The 18,293-nt window shown below is 77.8% G+C and carries 16 protein-coding genes; 12 read left to right on the forward strand and 4 right to left on the reverse strand.

Translation table 11 applies throughout. The features are described 5' to 3' along the window. The first annotated feature begins 150 nt into the window (after positions 1-150). The 7 genes from ACUN9U_RS10235 (at position 151) to ACUN9U_RS10265 (ending at position 7,260) form a co-directional block, all read left to right on the forward strand. A complete protein-coding gene (locus ACUN9U_RS10235) occupies positions 151-1,206 on the forward strand; it encodes a helix-turn-helix transcriptional regulator (RefSeq protein WP_445484854.1) in 1,056 nt (351 codons plus the stop codon). Next, positions 1,203-2,390 (forward strand): helix-turn-helix transcriptional regulator, encoded by a 1,188-nt coding sequence (locus ACUN9U_RS10240; RefSeq protein ID WP_445484855.1) that lies wholly within the window; start codon positions 1,203-1,205, stop codon positions 2,388-2,390. Before ACUN9U_RS10235 ends, ACUN9U_RS10240 begins: the two co-directional genes overlap by 4 nt. Before the next feature lie 85 nt (positions 2,391-2,475). Beyond that, a complete protein-coding gene (locus tag ACUN9U_RS10245) occupies positions 2,476-2,811 on the forward strand; it encodes a hypothetical protein (protein WP_445484856.1) in 336 nt (111 codons plus the stop codon). Between the two features lie 80 nt (positions 2,812-2,891). Further along, the gene (locus tag ACUN9U_RS10250) at positions 2,892-3,218 is read left to right on the forward strand and encodes a hypothetical protein (protein WP_445484857.1); all 327 of its coding nucleotides are present in this window, start codon (positions 2,892-2,894) and stop codon (positions 3,216-3,218) included. A gap of 102 nt (positions 3,219-3,320) precedes the next feature. Next, positions 3,321-3,596, forward strand: a complete 276-nt coding sequence (gene tatA, locus ACUN9U_RS10255; RefSeq protein ID WP_445484910.1) for a Sec-independent protein translocase subunit TatA — start codon at positions 3,321-3,323, stop codon at positions 3,594-3,596. Between the two features lie 60 nt (positions 3,597-3,656). After that, on the forward strand, positions 3,657-4,478 hold the full coding sequence (gene tatC / locus ACUN9U_RS10260; protein ID WP_445484858.1) for a twin-arginine translocase subunit TatC: 822 nt from the start codon (positions 3,657-3,659) through the stop codon (positions 4,476-4,478). A gap of 46 nt (positions 4,479-4,524) precedes the next feature. Continuing rightward, entirely contained in the window at positions 4,525-7,260 is a 2,736-nt protein-coding gene (locus ACUN9U_RS10265) for a DEAD/DEAH box helicase (RefSeq protein ID WP_445484859.1), read from the forward strand. An 89-nt stretch (positions 7,261-7,349) separates the two neighbouring features. On the opposite strand, the gene ACUN9U_RS10270 is transcribed toward ACUN9U_RS10265, so the two are convergent. Next, positions 7,350-8,321 (reverse strand): 5'-3' exonuclease, encoded by a 972-nt coding sequence (locus ACUN9U_RS10270; RefSeq protein ID WP_445484911.1) that lies wholly within the window; start codon positions 8,319-8,321, stop codon positions 7,350-7,352. A 120-nt stretch (positions 8,322-8,441) separates the two neighbouring features. Here ACUN9U_RS10270 and ACUN9U_RS10275 point away from each other — a divergent pair, with 120 nt between their 5' ends. From ACUN9U_RS10275 to ACUN9U_RS10285, 3 genes are read left to right on the forward strand one after another with little or no spacing between them, the layout of a single operon-like run. Continuing rightward, positions 8,442-10,196: an amidohydrolase gene (locus ACUN9U_RS10275; protein WP_445484860.1), complete on the forward strand. Its 1,755-nt coding sequence runs from the start codon at positions 8,442-8,444 to the stop codon at positions 10,194-10,196. Beyond that, positions 10,193-11,923, forward strand: a complete 1,731-nt coding sequence (gene lnt / locus ACUN9U_RS10280) for an apolipoprotein N-acyltransferase (protein WP_445484861.1) — start codon at positions 10,193-10,195, stop codon at positions 11,921-11,923. Before ACUN9U_RS10275 ends, lnt begins: the two co-directional genes overlap by 4 nt. Beyond that, complete coding sequence (locus ACUN9U_RS10285; protein WP_445484862.1) at positions 11,920-12,759, forward strand: polyprenol monophosphomannose synthase; 840 nt, start codon at positions 11,920-11,922, stop codon at positions 12,757-12,759. The genes lnt and ACUN9U_RS10285 overlap by 4 nt, the downstream gene beginning before the upstream one ends. 124 nt (positions 12,760-12,883) lie before the next feature. On the opposite strand, the gene ACUN9U_RS10290 is transcribed toward ACUN9U_RS10285, so the two are convergent. After that, positions 12,884-13,234, reverse strand: a complete 351-nt coding sequence (locus ACUN9U_RS10290; RefSeq protein WP_445484864.1) for an RNA polymerase-binding protein RbpA — start codon at positions 13,232-13,234, stop codon at positions 12,884-12,886. 216 nt (positions 13,235-13,450) lie between these two features. Between ACUN9U_RS10290 and mmuM the strand changes: the two genes are divergently transcribed. Beyond that, on the forward strand, positions 13,451-14,542 hold the full coding sequence (gene mmuM / locus ACUN9U_RS10295) for a homocysteine S-methyltransferase (protein ID WP_445484865.1): 1,092 nt from the start codon (positions 13,451-13,453) through the stop codon (positions 14,540-14,542). A gap of 70 nt (positions 14,543-14,612) precedes the next feature. Here mmuM and ACUN9U_RS10300 read toward each other — a convergent pair whose 3' ends face one another. Next, a complete protein-coding gene (locus ACUN9U_RS10300; protein WP_445484866.1) occupies positions 14,613-16,055 on the reverse strand; it encodes an MFS transporter in 1,443 nt (480 codons plus the stop codon). Then, positions 16,052-17,059, reverse strand: a complete 1,008-nt coding sequence (locus tag ACUN9U_RS10305; RefSeq protein ID WP_445484867.1) for a glycerophosphodiester phosphodiesterase family protein — start codon at positions 17,057-17,059, stop codon at positions 16,052-16,054. Before ACUN9U_RS10305 ends, ACUN9U_RS10300 begins: the two co-directional genes overlap by 4 nt. Positions 17,060-17,336: 277 nt before the next feature. Between ACUN9U_RS10305 and speB the strand changes: the two genes are divergently transcribed. Next, positions 17,337-18,263 (forward strand): agmatinase, encoded by a 927-nt coding sequence (gene speB, locus ACUN9U_RS10310; protein ID WP_445484913.1) that lies wholly within the window; start codon positions 17,337-17,339, stop codon positions 18,261-18,263. The last annotated feature ends 30 nt before the right edge of the window (positions 18,264-18,293 follow it).

The following is an 18,293-nucleotide window of genomic DNA, read 5'->3' on the forward strand; positions in this document are numbered from 1 at the left end:
TAGGGATCCGCTACACCCACCTACACCTGCCTACACCCGCCTGCACCCGGCCGTCGGCCCCCGCGCGCCCCGCTGCGGGGACCGGGCGCGTCCCCGCGGGCCGCCACCGGCGCGGCGACGCCTCCGCACCCGCGCGGTAGCCTCCCCGCCGTGGCAGCAGCCTCGGGGGACCGCCGGACCGAGCGCCTCCTGAACCTCGTCATCGCCCTGCTGTCCACCCGCACCTGGCTCACCAAGGAGCAGATCCGCAAGGCGGTGCCCCAGTACGAGGACTGCGCCAGCACCGAGGCGTTCGACAGGATGTTCGAGCGCGACAAGGAGGAGCTGCGCGAGCTCGGCGTCCCCCTGGTCACCGGGTCGGCCTCGGCCTGGTTCGACGACGAGCAGGGCTACAAGGTCGACAGGGACGCCTACGCCCTGCCCGCCGTCTCCTTCACCCCCGCCGAGCTGGCCGTGCTCTCCCTGGCCGCCCGGGTGTGGGCCCAGGCCAGCCTCGCCGGCCCCGCCGCCCGCGCCGTCACCAAGCTGCGCGCCCTCGGCGTCGACGTCGACGAGCAGTCCCTGGTCGGCGTCGAGCCGCGCGTGCGCACCGCCGAGCCCGCCTTCGAGCCCCTCTACGCCGCCGCCCGCGACCGCCAGCGCGTCACCTTCACCTACCGCCGCCCCGGCGCCGCCGAGCCCACCCGGCGCAGCGTCCAGCCCTGGCAGGTCACCTCCTGGCACGGGCACTGGTACCTCGTCGGCCACGACCTCGACCGCGGCGCCCCCCGCGTCTTCCGCCTGTCCCGCGTGGAGGGCGCCGTGCGCCGCACCGGGCCGCCGGGCGCCTACGAGGTCCCCGACGACGTCGACGGACGCGCCATGATCGCCGCCGCCCAGGCCGGCCGGGACGCCGCCGTCCGCACCGCCGCCGTCCGCCTGGCCCCCCGCGCCGCCGGCCAGCTGCGCCTGCGCGCCGGGGTCCCCGCCGCCGACGCCGAGCGCGAGGTGGTCGCCCGGGTCGCCTTCACCGACCCCGAGGAGCTCGCCGCCACCGTGGCCGCCGCAGCCCCCCACGCCGTGGTGCTCGAGCCCGACGACGTCCGCCAGGCCGTCCTGCGGCGCCTGCGCGGGGTCCTGGAGGCCCACGCCGCCCCGCCAGCCGCTCCCAGCGCCGCCTCCGGTGCCGCCCCGGGCCCCGCCGACGCGCAGCGGGCCGGCGCATGAGCACCCCCGCCCAGCCCGCCGGCCGGCGCGGGCGCTCCCGCCCCCCCGTGCAGGCCTCCGCCGCCGACCGCCTCTCCCGCCTGCTCGCCATGGTCCCCTGGGTGCTGGAGCACCAGGGAGCACCGCTGCAGGAGGTGGCCGACAGGTTCGGCATCACCACCGACCAGCTCGTCAAGGACCTCGAGCTGCTCTTCGTGTGCGGCACCCCCGGCCACCTGCCCGACGACCTCATCGAGGCCGACTGGGAGGGCGGGCGCCTGCACATCGGCAACGCCGACGCCATCGCCCGCCCCCTGCGCCTGGGCCTGGACGAGGCCCTCGCCCTCATCACCGGCCTGCGCACCCTGCTCGACGTGCCCGGCTTCAGCTCCGCCGAGGACGACAGGGAGGCCCTCACCGGAGCCCTCGCCAAGCTCACCGAGGCCGCCGGCGAGGCCGCCCACGCCTCCCGCGCGCTCGCGGTGGACCTCACCGGGGGGGCGGGCGGCCCCCGCCGCGAGCCCGCCGCCGGCGCCGGTGCCCCCGGCCCCGCGGGCGCCGAGGCCGCCGCCGAGGTGCTCGCCACCCTGCGCCAGGCGCTGCGCCACCCCGCCGGGCGCCGCCGCCTGCGCCTGCACTACCTCGTCCCCAGCCGCGACGAGACCACCGAGCGCGACGTCGACCCGATGCGCCTGCTCACCGTCGACGGCCGCTGGTACCTCGAGGGCTGGTGCCACCGCGCCGGCGGGGTCCGCCTCTTCCGCGTCGACAGGGTGGTCACCGCCGCCGTCCTGGACGCCGACGGCACCCCGCCGCCGGAGGCCGTGGCCCGCGACGTCGACGAGCACCTGTTCACCCCCGGCGAGGACGACCTCGTGGTCACCCTGGAGCTGTCGGGGTCGGCGCGCTGGGTCGCCGAGCGCGTCCCGCTGGAGCGGGTCGAGGAGCTCGACGACGACGGCCTGCGCGTCGTCCTGCGCACCCCCGACGACCGCTGGCTGCGCCGGCTCCTGCTCCCCCTGGGCGGCGCCGCCGTCGTCGTCGACCCCCCCGAGGTCGCCCAGGGCGTGGCCGAGGCCGCCGCCGCCGCCCTCGCCGCGCACGGGCCGGCGGAGGCGCTGGCCGACGGGCTGGCCGACGGGCTGGATGACGGGCCGGCGTTCCCCCCACCGGCCGACGCCCGACCGGAGCATCCGGGCCCCTGAGCGGTCAAGGGGGTCGGTCGCGGGCCCGATGACGTCAGCAGCCCCGAGGAGCCGGGGCGTGCGCCTGACGGAAGGACCCGCCCCCATGACCACCATCAAGGCCTCCTGCCCCACCTGCGGCGACGTCGAGCTGACCCCGCCCCAGGTGCGCCTCGTGGTGTGCACCGTGGCGGCGTGGAGCTTCTACGCCTTCGACTGCCCGGAGTGCACCGAGGAGGTGCGCAAGCACGCCACCGACGAGGTCGCCCGCCTGCTCACCACCGGCGGGGTGCCCGCCGAGCACTGGTCGGTGCCCGCCGAGGCGCTGGAGGAGCACACCGGCTCCACCATCAGCTGGGACGACGTCCTGGACTTCACCCTGGCGCTGGAGGGCACCGACGTCGTGGCCGCCGCCACCACCCGGCTGCGCCACCCCGCCTGAGGCCGCCGCTGCGGGCGGGCGCGCTCCGCCGCCCGCAGCCCCACCGGTCCCCACCGCCGACCCACCTCTAGCCTGCTGCGATGGGCTGGTGGTGGGTCGCGGTGTACCTGGGGCTGGGTCTGGCCGGCCTCGTCGTGCTGGGCCTGCTGGCCTGGGGCGTGGTGAGGAAGGGCTTCGGCGTCCTCGGCGCCGCGGGGGAGGCCTCCGCCCGCGCCGGCGAGCTCCTGGCCCAGGTCGAGCAGCTGCCCACCCAGAAGCCGGCGCACTCCGTCATGGACGACCCCCACGCCCTGCGCGCCCAGCGCCGCCGCGAGCAGGCGAAGCTGCGCAGGCGGCGGGCGCGCCGCGTGGCCGCCCGGCGCGAGGCCCGCCGCGAGCAGCTGCGCCTGCGCCGCGCCGGGGGCTGAGCGCCGGACTCCCTGCTGGCACCCAGGTGGAGTGGCCCTGGCTCCACCGGCCCCGGGGTTACAGTGGGCCCGTTCCCACATCGGAGGTGGACTGTGCGCGCAATCTTCGACAACCCGGTGCTGCTCGTCGTCGTGCTGCTCCTGGTCGTGCTGCTCTTCGGCGCCAAGCGCCTTCCCGACGCCGCCCGGAGCATCGGGCGCTCGATGCGGATCTTCAAGTCCGAGGTCAAGGAGATGAAGTCGGACGACGAGCGCCGTCCCGCCTCCGAGCACGACGGCGGCCCCTCGCGCCCGCTGGAGGGCCGCGTGGTCGACGAGCAGCGCCGCGAGCAGCCCCCGACGCAGACCTCCTACGACCAGCAGCGCCACTCCGCCTGAGGTCGGCCCGCCCGCACCCTCGATGCCGACCGACGACCCGCTGACCGGAGGGTGACCGGCGTGGCCACCGAGACCCCACCGCGCCCCTCGCGGCGCGGCAAGGACCCCGAGGGGCGCATGCCGCTGCGCGAGCACCTGCTCGAGCTGCGCAAGCGCGTCACCATCGCGGCCGTGGCGGTGCTGGTCGGCTCCGTGGCCGGCTGGTTCCTCTACGACCCGGTGCTCGACTACCTGACGGCCCCCATCGAGGCCGCCAAGGAGCGCGGGCTGGACATCGCCATCAACTTCCAGGGCGTCGGCACGCCGTTCGACCTGAAGCTGAAGCTGTCCGTGTGGATCGGGTTCATCGTCTCCAGCCCGGTGTGGATCTACCAGCTGTGGGCGTTCGTGACCCCGGGGCTGACCAAGAAGGAGCGCCGGTACGCGATCGGCTTCATGGCCGCCGCGGTCCCGCTCTTCCTCGCCGGCGTGTGGCTGTCCAGCCTCTTCATCCCCAACGTCGTCAGCTTCTTCACCTCCTTCACGCCCTCCGACGGCGCCAACATCATCGCCGCGGAGGACTACCTCGGCTTCGTCATGCGCACCGTCCTGGTCTTCGGGTGCGCGTTCCTGCTCCCCGTCGTCCTCGTCGGGCTGAACCTGCTGGGCCTGCTGTCCGGGAAGGCCGTGCTCAAGGCGTGGCGGTGGGTGACGGTGCTCTGCTTCCTCTTCGCGGCGATCGCCACCCCGACCCCGGACATCGTCGCGATGTTCACCCTCGCCACGCCCATGCTCCTGCTCTTCGCCGTCGCGATCGGCATCTGCATGCTCAACGACAGGCGCCGCGCCAAGGGCGACCCGCAGTACGCGGGCCTGTCGGACGACGAGGCCAGCGCCCTCTGACGCCGCGGCACCGGGCGCCGTCGGCGCTGGCGCTTAGGCTCGAGGCATGGCTGTGCCGTCGTCCTCGGGGTCCTCGCCGGCGGAGCGGTTCGCCGCCGCCAGGGCCCGCGCCCAGCGCGAGCGGGCGCTCCAGACCAGCGAGCTCGGCAGGTTCCGCGAGGCCCTCGGCTTCGACCTGGACGACTTCCAGCTGCGCGCCTGCGAGGCCCTGGAGGCCGGGCGCGGGGTGCTCGTGGCGGCCCCCACGGGCGCGGGCAAGACCGTGGTCGGGGAGTTCGCCGTCCACCTGGCCCTGGCCTCGGGGCGCAAGGCCTTCTACACCACGCCGATCAAGGCGCTGAGCAACCAGAAGCACGCCGAGCTGGCCGAGAGGTTCGGCTCCGAGCGGGTGGGCCTGCTCACCGGGGACACCTCCGTCAACGGCGACGCGCCCGTCGTCGTCATGACCACCGAGGTGCTCCGCAACATGCTCTACGCCGGCTCCCCGGCGCTGGACGGCCTCGCGCACGTGGTCATGGACGAGGTGCACTACCTCGCCGACCGCGCCCGCGGCGCGGTCTGGGAGGAGGTGATCATCCACCTGCCCGACGACGTGCTCATCACCTCCCTGAGCGCCACCGTGAGCAACGCCGAGGAGTTCGGCGACTGGCTGGCCACCGTGCGCGGCGCCGTCGACGTCGTCGTCTCCGAGCACCGCCCCGTCCCGCTGTGGCAGCACGTCATGGTGGGCACCCGCGTGGTGGACCTGTTCACCGAGCGCGGCGAGGGCGAGCACCACGGCCCGGGCGGGCACCGCGGCCGGGCCGGGCGCACCCCCGGCCGCGGCGTGCCCAGCCGTCGCGGCACCGTCCCCGCCGAGCCGAGCACGCAGCTGGAGGTCAACCCCGAGCTCGTGCGGATGTCGCGCGAGGACGTCCAGCGCGGCGGCCCCGGCGGTCGCGGCGGGCGCGCCCACCCCGGACGGCGGCCCCCGCGCGGCGGGCAGCGCTCCCCGGCGGTGCGCGCCCGGGTGCACGCCCCCTCCCGCGCGGAGGTGCTCGGGGAGCTGGAGGAGGCGCACCTGCTGCCGGCCATCGTCTTCGTGTTCTCCCGCGCCGGGTGCGACGCCGCGGTGCGCCAGTGCGTCGCCGCCGGGGTGCGCCTGACCACCGACGCCGAGCGCCGTGAGATCCGCGCCGTGGTCGAGGAGCGCTGCGCGGCCCTGCCCGACGTCGACCTGGCGGTGCTGGGGTACTGGGACTGGCTCGACGGGCTCTCGCGCGGCGTGGCGGCCCACCACGCGGGCATGCTGCCGACCTTCAAGGAGGTCGTGGAGGACCTGTTCGCCCGGGGCCTGGTCAAGGCCGTCTTCGCCACCGAGACCCTCGCCCTGGGCATCAACATGCCGGCGCGCTGCGTGGTGATCGAGAAGCTGGTGAAGTTCAACGGGGAGTCCCACGTCGACGTCACCCCGGGGGAGTACACCCAGCTGACCGGGCGGGCGGGCAGGCGCGGCATCGACGTGGAGGGCCACGCCGTGGTGCTGTGGCAGCCCGGGCTGGACGCCGAGGGCGTCGCCGGCCTGGCCTCCACCCGCACGTACCCGCTGCGCTCGAGCTTCCGGCCGACCTACAACATGGCCGTCAACCTCGTCGCGCAGGTGGGCCGGGCGCGGGCGCGGGAGGTGCTGGAGACCTCCTTCGCCCAGTTCCAGGCCGACCGCGGCGTGGTGGGCCTGGCCCGCCAGGCCCGCACCCAGTCCGAGGGGCTGGCCGGCTACGCCGAGGCCATGACGTGCCACCTGGGCGACTTCTCCGAGTACGCCGCCCTGCGCCGCCGCATCGGCGAGCTGGAGGGCGAGGGGGCCCGCCGGCGCCGCCGCGGCCCGGTGGAGGAGCTCGCGCCGCGCGGCTCCCGCGGCCAGGGGGCCCCGGGCGGTCAGCGCCCGCTGCGCGACGACCAGGTGAGCGCCGAGGTCAACCGGCTGCGCCGCCAGGTGCGCCAGCACCCCTGCCACGGCTGCCCGGACCGGGAGGACCACGCCCGCTGGGCCGAGCGCTGGGAGCGGCTGCGCAAGGAGCACGACGGCGTGCTGGCGCGCATCGAGTCGCGCACCGGCACGATCGCCCGGACCTTCGACAGGGTCTGCGACCTGCTGGTGGAGCTCGGCTACCTCGAGCCCGCCGGACCCGGCGAGGGCGGCGACGGCGGGCTGGAGCGCCCCGGGGAGCTGCCCGGGGAGCTGCGCGTCACCTCCGCCGGGCAGGTGCTGCGCCGCGTCTACGCCGAGAAGGACCTCCTCGTGGCCGAGTGCCTGCGCTCGGGCGCCTGGGCGGCCCTGGACGCCGCCGGGCTGGCCACGGTGCTCTCCACGATCGTGTACGAGGCGCGCCGCGAGGAGGGCCCCCCGGCGGCCCACACCCCGGGCGGGCAGGCCGTCTCCGCGGCCCTGGACGCGACAGTGCGGGCCTGGTCCCAGCTGTCCGACGCCGAGGAGGCCCACCGCCTGCGGCCCACCGCCGAGCCCGACCTGGGGCTGGTGTGGCCGGTGCACCGCTGGTGCCGCGGGGCGACGCTGGACGCGGTCCTGGACGCCGCGCGCGGCCCCGTCGACCTGGCGGCCGGCGACTTCGTCCGCTGGGCCCGCCAGCTGCTCGACCTGCTCGACCAGGTGGTCGTCGTGGCGGCGCGGGCGGGCACCGACGAGGGCGACGCGCTGGCGCGCACGGCGCGCCAGGCGATCGCGCTGGTCGACCGCGGGGTCGTGACGTACTCGGCGGGCTCGACCGCCCGGACCGCCTGACCTGCGCGAACGGCGCAACCCTCACCCTGCGCCTGAGCCTCGACCCTCGCTCGAGGGTTGAGGGTGCCGCCCCGTCGGCCAGGGGCGGGTCAGCGGGTGAGGGCGGCCAGGAGGCGCTCGGCGGGGGAGCGCACGCCCCAGCGCTCGGCCACGGCCGCCACCGCGGCCTCGTCGGGCCGGCCGGGCGCGGGCTCGGGGACGTCGGCCGCGTCGGCCCCGCGCGCGTCGTCGCCGAAGGGCTCGACCACCTCCCCGTGGCGCAGCACGCGGACCACGCGCGGCGCGACGTCGAGGTAGCCGGCCGCCTCCGCCAGGCGCCGGCGCTGCGCGGGCGTCACCGACGCGTCGCCGTCCAGGGCGGCCTGCAGGACCCCGAGCAGGTCGCCGTGGCGGCGCAGCAGGCTCGCCGCGGTCTTCTCCCCGATGCCCGCGACGCCGGGCAGGCCGTCGCTGGGGTCGCCGCGCAGCACCGCGAGGTCGGCGTAGGCGTCGCCCGGACGGGCGCGGTCGTCGTCGGGCAGGCCGTAGCGCTCGGCGAGGGCGGCGGCGTCGACCACCTCGGCGCTGCCCACGCCCTTGCCGATCCACACCACGCGCACGCCCGCGCCGCCGCGGGCGCCGTCGTCGACCAGCTGCAGCAGGTCGCGGTCGCCGCTGACGACGTCGACCCCGGTGCGCCCCGGGCGGGTGGCCAGCACACCGGCGACGTCGTCGGCCTCGCAGGCGGGCGCCCCGAGGCGGGGCAGGCCGAGGGCCTCGAGCAGCTCGGCGATGGCGTCGGCCTGCGCGGGCAGGTGCTCGGGCACCTCCTCGCCGGCCCCCGCTCCGGTGCCGGCCACGCGGTGGGCCTTGTAGGAGGTGATCCGGGCCACCCGCCAGGCCGGGCGCCAGTCCTGGTCCCAGCAGGCGACCACGGCGGCGGGGCGGAACCTGTCGACCAGCGCCGCCGTCATGTCCAGGAAGCCGCGGACCGCCCCGGACGGGGTGCCGTCGGGGGCGGTGACCGAGGAGGGGATGGCGTAGAAGGCGCGGAAGTACACGGTGGCGGCGTCCAGGAGCATCGTCCGCGGCGCGGTGTCGGGGGGCACGGCGGCCAGCGTAGGGCGGTGGCCGCCGCCACCTGATAACAGAACCGTGCGGCCTCGGTCCGGCCTCACCGCCGACGACGGCAGAATGAGGCGGTGAGCGAGACCACCGGCCAGGGCGAGGTCCCGGCCAGCGACGCACCCCGGCGCGTCCTCTACCGCGGCGGCAGCGTCTACTCACCCGCCGACCCCTTCGCCACCGCCGTCCTCCTGGAGGGCCCGACCGTGGCCTGGGTGGGCTCGGGCGAGGCCGCCGACGCCCAGGCGGCCCGCGCCCGCGCCGACCACGAGCCGCTGCACGTGGTCGACCTGGACGGCGCGCTGGTCACCCCGGCCTTCGTGGACGCCCACGTCCACACCACCGAGACCGGGCTGGCGCTGGCGGGCGTGGACCTCACCGGGACCCGCAGCCTGGTCGGGGCGCTGGAGCTGGTGGCGCGCGCGGCGGCAGCGCACCCCGGCGAGCCGGTGCTGGGCCACGGCTGGGACGAGACCGGCTGGCCCGAGGGCCGCCCGCCGACCGCCGCCGAGCTGGAGCGCGCCGCCGGCGGGGCGGAGGTCTACCTCTCCCGCGTCGACGTGCACTCCGCCGTCGTCTCCCCGGCCCTGGCCGCCCGCGCCGGCGTCACCGACCAGGCTCACGAGGGCCGGGTGGAGCGCGAGGCCCACCACGCCGCCCGCGCCGCCGCGCGCAGCTCCCTGCGCGACGACCCGCTGCGCCGCCGGCAGGTGCAGCGGCGCGCGCTGCGGGCCGCCGCGGCGGTGGGCATCGGCAGCGTGCACGAGTGCTCCGCCCCCCACGTCGGCTCCCCCGAGGACCTGCGCGACCTCGTGGCCCTCGCCTCCGGGCCGGGCCCGACGGGTGGCCGGCGCGGGGACGAGCGGAGCGGGGAGCAGGACGACGGCGCCGCGCTGCCCGAGGTGCTGGCCCTGTGGGGGGAGCTGGTGGCGGACGAGGACGCCGCCCGCGCCCTGGTCGCCGAGCTGGCCCTGCCCGACGGGGTGCTGCTCGGGCTCGGCGGGGACCTGTGCGTGGACGGCGCCCTCGGCTCGCGCACGGCGCTGCTGCGCGAGCCCTACGCCGACGCGCCGGGCTCGCGCGGGCACGGCTACCTCGACGTCGACGCGCTGCGCGACCACGTGCTGGCCTGCACCCGCGCGGGCCTGCAGGCCGGGGTGCACGCCATCGGCGACGCCGGCCTGGACGTGGCCCTGCAGGCCTTCAGCGCCGCCGCCGACGCGCTGGCCGCCTCCGGCGCCCCGCCGCTGGCGGCCTCGCGCCACCGCCTCGAGCACGCCGTGGCGGTGGACGCCGCCGGCATCGCCACCATGGCCCGGCTCGGGCTGGTCGCCAGCGTCCAGCCGGCCTTCGACGCCGCCTGGGGCGGGTCGGACGGCGTCTACGCCGCCCGGCTCGGCCGCCAGCGGGCCCTGGCGCTGCACCCCTTCGGCCCGCTCGCCGCCGCGGGCGTGCCGCTGGCGCTGGGCTCGGACAGCCCCGTCACCCCGTTCGCCCCGTGGGAGGCGGTGCGCGCGGCGGCCTTCCCGCACGTGCACGAGCACGCCATCTCCGCCCGGGCGGCGTTCCTGGCCTCCACCCGCGGCGGCTGGCGCGCCGCCCGCCGCGACGGGGAGGGCTCCCTGGTGCCCGGCGGAGCCGCCACCCTGGCGGTGTGGGAGCCCTCCGACCTGGTGGTCCAGGCCCCCGACGACAGGTTCCAGGCCTGGAGCACCGACGTGCGCTCGGGCACCCCGGGCCTGCCCGACCTCACCCCCGGCACCCCGGCCCCCCGCTGCCTGCGCACCCTGGTGCGCGGGCGCACCGCCCACGACGCCGGGGTCCTGGGGTGAGCGCGGCGCCGCAGCGCGGAGCGCCGCCCGGGCCGCGGGAGCCGTGGGCGCCCTGGGCACCGCCGGCCCTGCGGGCCCGCTGGGCGGTGCCGGCGGCGGTCGGGGCAGGGCTGCTGCTGTACCTGGCCTTCCCCGGCCACGACCTGTGGTTCCTGGCCCCGCTCGGGGTGGGGTCGCTGCTCGCGGTCGTCACCGGTCGCCGCGCCTGGCCCGCGGCCGGGCTGGGGCTGCTGACGGGACTGGCGCTGTACCTGCCGCTGGTGTCCTGGTCGGGCATCTACCTGGGCCTGATCGCCTGGCTGCCGCTGGCGCTGGCCTGCGCGCTGTCGGTGGCGCTCGCCGGGGTGCTGCTCGCGTGGACCTCCCGGCTGCACCCCGGCGGCCCGCTGCCGGCGGCGCTGGTGCGCGCGGCCACCGCGGCGGGGGCGTGGACGGCGGTGGAGGCGCTCCTGGCCCGCTGGCCGTTCGGCGGCTTCGGGTGGGGGCGGCTGGCCTTCAGCCAGGCCGACGCCCCCGCGCTCGCACTGGCGGCCCTCGGCGGGGCGCCGCTGGTGAGCTTCGCCGTCGCGCTGGCCGGCGCGCTGCTCACGCAGGCGCTGCTCGCCCTGCCGCGCCGGGGCGCGGCGCCCACCGGCGCCGTCCGCCTCACCGCGGCGGTGTCGGCGGCGGCAGCCCTGGCCGTGGTCGGCGCCGGGGCGCTGGTGCCGCGGCCCACCGCACCGCAGGACGGTGAGCTGTCCGTGGCCGCGGTGCAGGGGAACGTGCCGCGCGCCGGGCTGGACTTCAACGCCCAGCGCCGCGCGGTGCTGGACAACCACGTCCAGGGCACCCTGGCGCTGGCCCAGCGCGTGCGCGACGGGCAGGCGCCGGCCCCGCAGCTGGTGGTGTGGCCGGAGAACTCCTCCGACATCGACCCGCTGCGCAACGCCGACGCCTACGCCGAGGTCCAGGGCGCCGCCGACGCGGTGGGCGCCCCGATCGTGCTGGGCGCGGTGCTGGTCGGCGACGAGCCGGGCACGGTGCGCAACACCTCGCTGGTGTGGGAGCCCGAGGGCACCACCCGCGACGGCCTGGACGGCGCCGGCGGGGTGGTGGCCGCCTACGACAAGCGCCACCCGGTGCCGTTCGCGGAGTACATCCCGTACAAGTCCTTCTTCCGGCTCATCACCTCGAAGGTCGACCTCGTGGTGGCGCAGTTCGTGCCCGGCGACGCGGTGGGCCGCCTGGACGCGGGCGGCGCCCGCCTGGGCGTGATGATCTGCTTCGAGGTGGTCGAGGACGCCCTGGTCTCCGACACCGTCGACGCCGGCGCCGACCTGCTGGTCGTGCAGACCAACAACGCCACCTTCGGCTACTCCGACGAGAACGTGCAGCAGCTGGCCATGTCCCGGCTGCGGGCGGTGGAGCACGGCCGCGCCGTCGTGCACGTCTCCACCGTCGGCACCAGCGCGCTGGTCATGCCCGACGGCTCCCTGGTCGACCCCACGACCCTGTTCACCCCGGCCGTCGTGGCCGGGCAGGTCCCGCTGCGCACCTCCCTGACGGTGGCCGACCGGGTCCGCCAGGCCGGGGTCCCCGTGGAGGGGCTGCTGTGCCTGCTCGGGCTCGCCGGTGCCGCCGGGGGGCTGCTGGTCGCCCGCCGCGCCCGCCGCCGGGCAGGCGCTGACGAGGACGACGACGGCGCCGGGCCCGTCCAGCGGCCCGCCCGCCGCGAACCCGTCGCGTGAGCGCTGCAGACGGAGCCGGCCGAGCCGCCGGCGGTGCGCCGGGCCCCGGGGCGCGGGTGCTGGTCATCACCCCGACCTACAACGAGGCCGAGTCGCTGCCGGTCACGCTGGCGCGGCTGCGCGCGGCGCAGCCGGCCGCTGACGTCCTCGTCGTCGACGACGGCAGCCCGGACGGCACGGGCGCCCTCGCGGACTCCCTGGCCGCCGCCGACGGCGCCGTCCACGTGCTGCACCGCCCCGGCAAGAGCGGCCTGGGCGCGGCGTACACCGCAGGCTTCACCTGGGGCCTGCAGCGCGGGTACGACGTGCTGGTGGAGATGGACGCCGACGGCTCCCACGCCCCCGAGCAGCTCGGGTCGCTGCTGGCCGCGGTCGGCGCGGGCGGGTCCGGTGGCGCCGACCTGGCCCTGGGCTCGCGCTGGGTGCCCGGAGGGCGGGTGGTCGACTGGCCGCTGGGGCGCCAGCTGCTCTCGCGCGGGGGCAACACGTGGGCGCGCTGGGCGATGGGCGTGCCGCTGCGCGACGCCACCGGCGGCTTCCGCGCCTACCGGGCCCGCGCCCTGCGCGCCGTGGACCTGGCCTCGGTGCGCTCGGAGGGGTACTGCTTCCAGCTGGACCTGGCCGCGCGGGTGGTGCGGGCCGGGCTGGTCGTGGTGGAGGTGCCCATCACCTTCAGCGAGCGGGCCGCGGGCGCGAGCAAGATGAGCCGGGCCATCGTGGCCGAGGCGCTGTGGCGCACCACCGTGTGGGGGGCGCAGCGGCGCGCGGGCCAGCTGGTGCGCCTGGTCCGCGCCGACCGGGGCCGGGTACGACGACGGGCCGGCCTCCCCCGGTAGGGGGAGCCCGGCCCGTTCCCGGGGGACCCGCGGGGTCGAGGCCCTCACCCGGGTCCGCACGGCGCGGCCGCCAGGGACCCTGGGAAGAGGTCCCGGCGCACGCCGTGCGGGGCTGCGGGCAGCGTCAGGCGCTGCGCCGCTGGTGCAGGGTGCCGTTGCGCAGCTTGGTGAGGCGCTCCTGCAGCAGCACCTCCAGGTCGGCCACCGAGCGGCGCTCGAGCAGCATGTCCCAGTGGGTGCGGGCGGGCTTGACCGGCTTGACCTCGGGGGCCTCGCCGTCGCGCAGCAGCGCCTCGGCGCCGCAGCGGCACTCCCACACCGCGGGCACGTCGGCCTCGGCGGCGAACGGCAGCTGCGTCACGTGCCCCTGGGGGCACTCGTAGACCGCGAGCTGGCGCGGTGCGAGCTCGACGCCCTCCTCGCTCTCCATGCTGGAACCGCCGAGGCGCGTTCCGCGCAGGCTCCTGTCACTCATGCTGTCCTCCACTCGCTGTCCACGCCGGTGCGCCCGGTCTCGGCGTCCTCCGGCCCGGTGCCACGGGGGCCGGACCGCGCTGGCGCTGGGCTGTCCGCGTGGCCCCCCACCGCAGCAGCCGGTACCTCTGTCACAACGGGCGGCCCCCCGCTTCTGTTCCCCATCGGTCGCGAACGATCCGACGCTGGGTGTGACGTCGGTGACACCCTGTGCGGCGTGCGCGACGCAGGAGGACCCCGCCAGCCGCTGAGCCCCACCCCGACCCCCACTCCGCCCCGCGTCCCGGCGAGCGCTGCCGGCCCGGCGCCCGGCCCGGCGCCCGGCCCGGCAGCGGGCCTGGCGGCAGCGCTCGAGCGCGGCCCGGTGCTCCTGGACGGCGGCCTGTCCACCGAGCTGGAGGCCCGCGGCCACGACGTCTCCTCCGCGCTGTGGTCGGCGCGCCTGCTGATGGACGACCCCGGCGCCGTGGTCGGCGCGCACGCCGCGTTCGCCGCCGCCGGCGCTCGCGTGCTGACCACCGCCAGCTACCAGGCCACGCTGCCCGGGCTGGTCGCGGCCGGGCTGGACCGCGCCGCGGCAGCGCGGGTGATCACCTCCTCGCTGGCGCTGGCGCGCGAGGGCCTGGCCCTGGCCGGGCGCGAGGGCTGGGTGGCCGGCTCGGTCGGTCCCTACGGGGCCCTGCTCGCCGACGGCTCGGAGTACACCGGCGCCTACCTCGGCCCCGGCCCCGGCCGCGTGGACGCGCGCATGCTGCGCGAGCACCACCGCCCCCACCTGGAGCTGCTCGCCGCCGCGGGAGCGGACGTGCTGGCCTGCGAGACGCTGCCCGGCGCCGCGGAGGTCGAGGCGCTCCTGCCCGAGCTGGAGGCCCTGGGCGCGCCGGCCTGGGTCTCGCTGGGTGCCGTCCTGGACGCCCGCGGCACCGCCCGCACCCGCCGCGGGGAGCAGCTCGCGCCGCTGCTGGCAGCCGCGGCCTCGGTCAGCTGCGTCCTGGCCGTCGGCGTCAACTGCCTGGACCCCTCGTCGGTGCTGCCCGCGCTGCGCCAGGCCGCTGGGCTGCTGCCCCCACCGGCCTCCGCCGGGGCGCACCTGCTCGCCTACCCGAACAGCGGGGAGACCTGGGACGCCGCGGCCCGCGCCTGGTCCGGGCCCCCCGCAGGCGGCGCCGACGACCAGGACGCCGCCGTGGCCGGTGCGCCGCAGTGGGTGCGCGCCGGCGCGCACCTGGTGGGCGGGTGCTGCCGGGTCCGCCCGCACCACACCGCCGCGACCGCCGCCGTGCTGGCCGGCGTCGCACCCGCCCCCTGAGCCGGCGTCGCACCCGCCCCCTGAGCCGGCGTCGCACCCGCCCCCTGAGCCGGCGTCGCTGCCGCGCGCCTCAGCCGGTGCCGCCACCGACGGGCTGCTCGGGCACCCGCTGGGCCTGCTGGCGGCCGCGGGCCACGTCCACCCGGGCCAGCAGCACCCCACCGACGACGAAGAACACCACCAGCGAGGCGATCGCGGGCCGGTAGGACCCGGTCAGCTGGAACACCAGCCCGAAGACCAGCGTCCCCAGCCAGCTCGTGCCGCGCTCGGCGGACTGGTACAGCCCGAACCACTCCGCCTCGCGGCCCACCGGCACCAGCTGGCTGAAGACCGAGCGCGACAGCGCCTGCGTGCCGCCCAGCACCAGGCCGATCGCCGCGGCCAGGGCCAGGAACAGCCCGAACTCACCGGCGGGGATGACCATCCCGGCCGCCACCACTCCCACCCAGACCACGAGGCTGCCCAGCACGGTGGCCTTGGCGCTGGTGCGCTGGGCGACCCAGCCCGCGGCCAGCGCCCCCAGCAGCGCCACCACCTGCACCAGCAGGATCGCGACCACCAGCTGGGAGGCGGCGAAGCCCAGCTGCTGCTGGCCGTAGATGCTCGCCGCGGCGATCACCGTCTGCACCCCGTCGTTGAAGAACAGGTACGCCACGAGGAACAGCAGGGTCTGGGGGAAGGCCGGCGCGGACCGCAGCGTGCGCACCAGCTGCCCCAGAGAGCCGGCCACGACGCGGGCGGTGCCGGCCGGGGGCTCGCCCTGCGCGCCGGGCAGGACGACGACGGCGGGCTCGCCGTCCAGCCGGCGCAGCCCCAGGTGCGGCACCAGCGTGAACGCCCCCCACCACAGCCCCGCGCTGAGCAGCGAGACCCGCACCGCCGAGCCCTCGTCCAGCCCCAGCGAGCCCGCCCGGGCCAGCAGCACCAGGTTGGCCGCCAGCAGCAGCGCCCCACCGGCGTACCCCAGCGCCCACCCGCGGCTGGAGACCCTGTCGCGCTCCTCGGGCCCGGCCAGGCGGACCAGCAGGGCGTCGTAGACCACCAGCGAGGCACCCAGGCACAGGCTGGCCACCAGCTGCAGCAGCGCTCCCAGCACCCAGCGGTCCCCGGCCACGAAGACCATGCACGACGCCGCGGCGGCCCCCACCCACGCGAAGCCGGTCATGAGGCGGCGGGGGGAGCGGGACCTGTCGGCCACCGCGCCCACCGCCGGCAGCACCACCGCGGACAGCAGCGTGGCGAAGGTGACCACGTACAGCGCCAGGGAGCCCGGCGCCACGGGGACCCCCAGCACGCTGAGCGGCACGGGGCAGGTGGTCGCCCCGTCGCGCACCACCTGCCCGACCCCGCCCGGGCACGCCGCCGCCTCGGCGACGGCCGTGAGGTAGGGGGAGAACAGCACCGTCGCGGTGGTGGTGACGTAGGCGGAGTTGGCCCAGTCGTAGACGTACCAGGCGCGGCGGGCGCGCCCCCGCTGCTGCGCGGTCAGGCCGGTGGCCGCCTGGGCGCTCACGGGCCCACCCCCTCGTCGTCGTGCCGGTGCTGGTCGTGGTGCTGGTGCTGGTGGTCGTGCTGGTCCTGCGCCGGCGGCTGCGGCGCCTCGCGGGGCGGCCAGGCGTCGCGCTCGCGGAGCACCTCGCGGACGGCGGCGGCGTCGTCGGTGACCACCCCGTCCACCCCGGTGTCGAACAGGAGTCTCATCTGGTCGGGGTCGTCCACGGTCCACACGTGCACCACCAGGCCCGCCGAGTGCGCGGCGTCGACCAGCGCCGGGGTCACCAGGTGCACCGGCAGGCGCCGGCGGCCGACCGGCACGGACGTCGCCGGGGGCACCTGCAGGGCGTCGGCACCGACCAGCGCCCGCAGCACCCGCCCGCGCAGGCCCAGGCGCGCGCCCACCAGGAAGCGCAGCACGCCACCGGTGCCCGCCGAGCTGGCCACGCGCACCCCCCGCGCCGCCAGGCCCGCGACCACCGCGCGCCGCCGCGCGTCGGAGAAGGAGGCCACGCACACCCGCTCCGCCTCGCGCGGCCGCGAGGCGAGCAGGTCCACCAGCGGGACCACGGCGGCCAGCTCCTTGACGTCGACGTTGAGGCGCACCCGCGGGCTCGCTGCGGGCCAGGCGTCCAGCAGGTCCACCAGGCGCACCGGGGCGTGCCCGGTGACCGCCCCGGAGGCGTCCCGCAGCCGCAGCGCGGCCACCTGCTCCCACGCCAGCGCCGACAGCGGGCCCGAGCCGTCGGTGGTGCGGTCCAGCGTCGGGTCGTGCAGGGCCACCAGCACCCCGTCGGCGGTGGTGTGCACGTCGGTCTCCAGCACCCGGTGCCCCAGCGCCACGGCGGCCTCGAAGGCGGCCAGGGAGTTCTCCGGGTGCGCCGCGCTGCCGCGGTGCGCCAGGCCCACCGGGCCGCGCAGGCCCAGGAAGGGCGGCCCGCCGCCCGGGGCCGGCGCCCCGGGCCCCGGGGACCCCGAGGGCTCCGGGGGGTGGGCGCGCGGGCTCGTCCTCGGGCCGCTCACCCGCGCAGTCTGGCGCAGCGCGAGCCCGTGACGGGGCGCTCCTGGCCCGCGCGGGGTGTCGAGCAGGTGAACACCGCGGGAGCGGGCCGCCCAGCCGCCCAGCCCCGGGCCGCCCAGCGGTCCGGCCCTGGCGCGGCGCTCGCGGCGCGTCCTCGTCCCCGGCGCCCTCGACCGCCTCCCTACGATGCTCGTCGTGGTGCCCGAGGAGCTCTCCGAGCAGTCGACAAGCCAGCCCAGCGACCGGTCCAGCGACCAGCCCAGCGCTCCGGTCGGCCCGGTGGACTCCTCCCGGGTCCCGCGCTTCGCCGGGCCGGCGACCTTCGCCCGCCTCCCGCGCGCCGACGAGGTCGGGCGCGCCGACGTCGCCGTCATCGGGGTCCCCTTCGACTCCGGGGTCTCCTACCGCCCCGGCGCCAGGTTCGGGCCCGCCGCCGTGCGCGAGGCCTCCCGCCTGCTGCGCCCCCACCACCCCGGCCTGGACCTGGACCCCTTCGCCCGCCAGCAGGTCGTCGACGCCGGCGACGTCGTCGCCAACCCCTTCTCGATCGAACAGGCGATCGAGCAGGTGGAGGCCGGCGCGGACGAGCTCTCCGGCGCCGGCGCCCGCCTGGTCACCCTCGGCGGGGACCACACCATCGCCCTCCCCCTGCTGCGCTCGGTCGCCCGCCGCCACGGCCCGGTCGCCCTGGTCCACTTCGACGCCCACCTGGACACCTGGGACACCTACTTCGGCGCCCCCTACACCCACGGCACCCCCTTCCGCCGCGCCGTGGAGGAGGGCCTGCTCGAGCCCGGCGCCCTCACCCACGTGGGCACCCGCGGCCCCCTGTACGGCCGCTCGGACCTGGTCGACGACGCCCGCCTCGGCTTCGGGCTGGTCACCAGCGCCGACGTCATGCGCCGCGGCGTCGACGAGGTCGTGGACGGCCTGCGCTCGCGGATCGGGGACCGCCCGCTCTACCTCAGCATCGACATCGACGTCCTCGACCCCGCCCACGCCCCCGGCACCGGCACCCCCGAGGCCGGCGGCATGACCAGCCGCGAGCTGCTGGAGGTGCTGCGCGGCCTGGCCGGGCTGCAGCTGGTCGGCGCCGACGTCGTCGAGGTCGCCCCCGCCTACGACCACGCCCAGATGACCGCCGTCGCCGCCAGCCACGTCGCCTACGACCTGGTCTCCCTCATGGCTCTGGGAGCCCGCTCGTGACCTCCGCCACCGGCGAGGGGGTGCTCGGCA

It is taken from the genome of Quadrisphaera sp. KR29, from assembly GCF_052644995.1.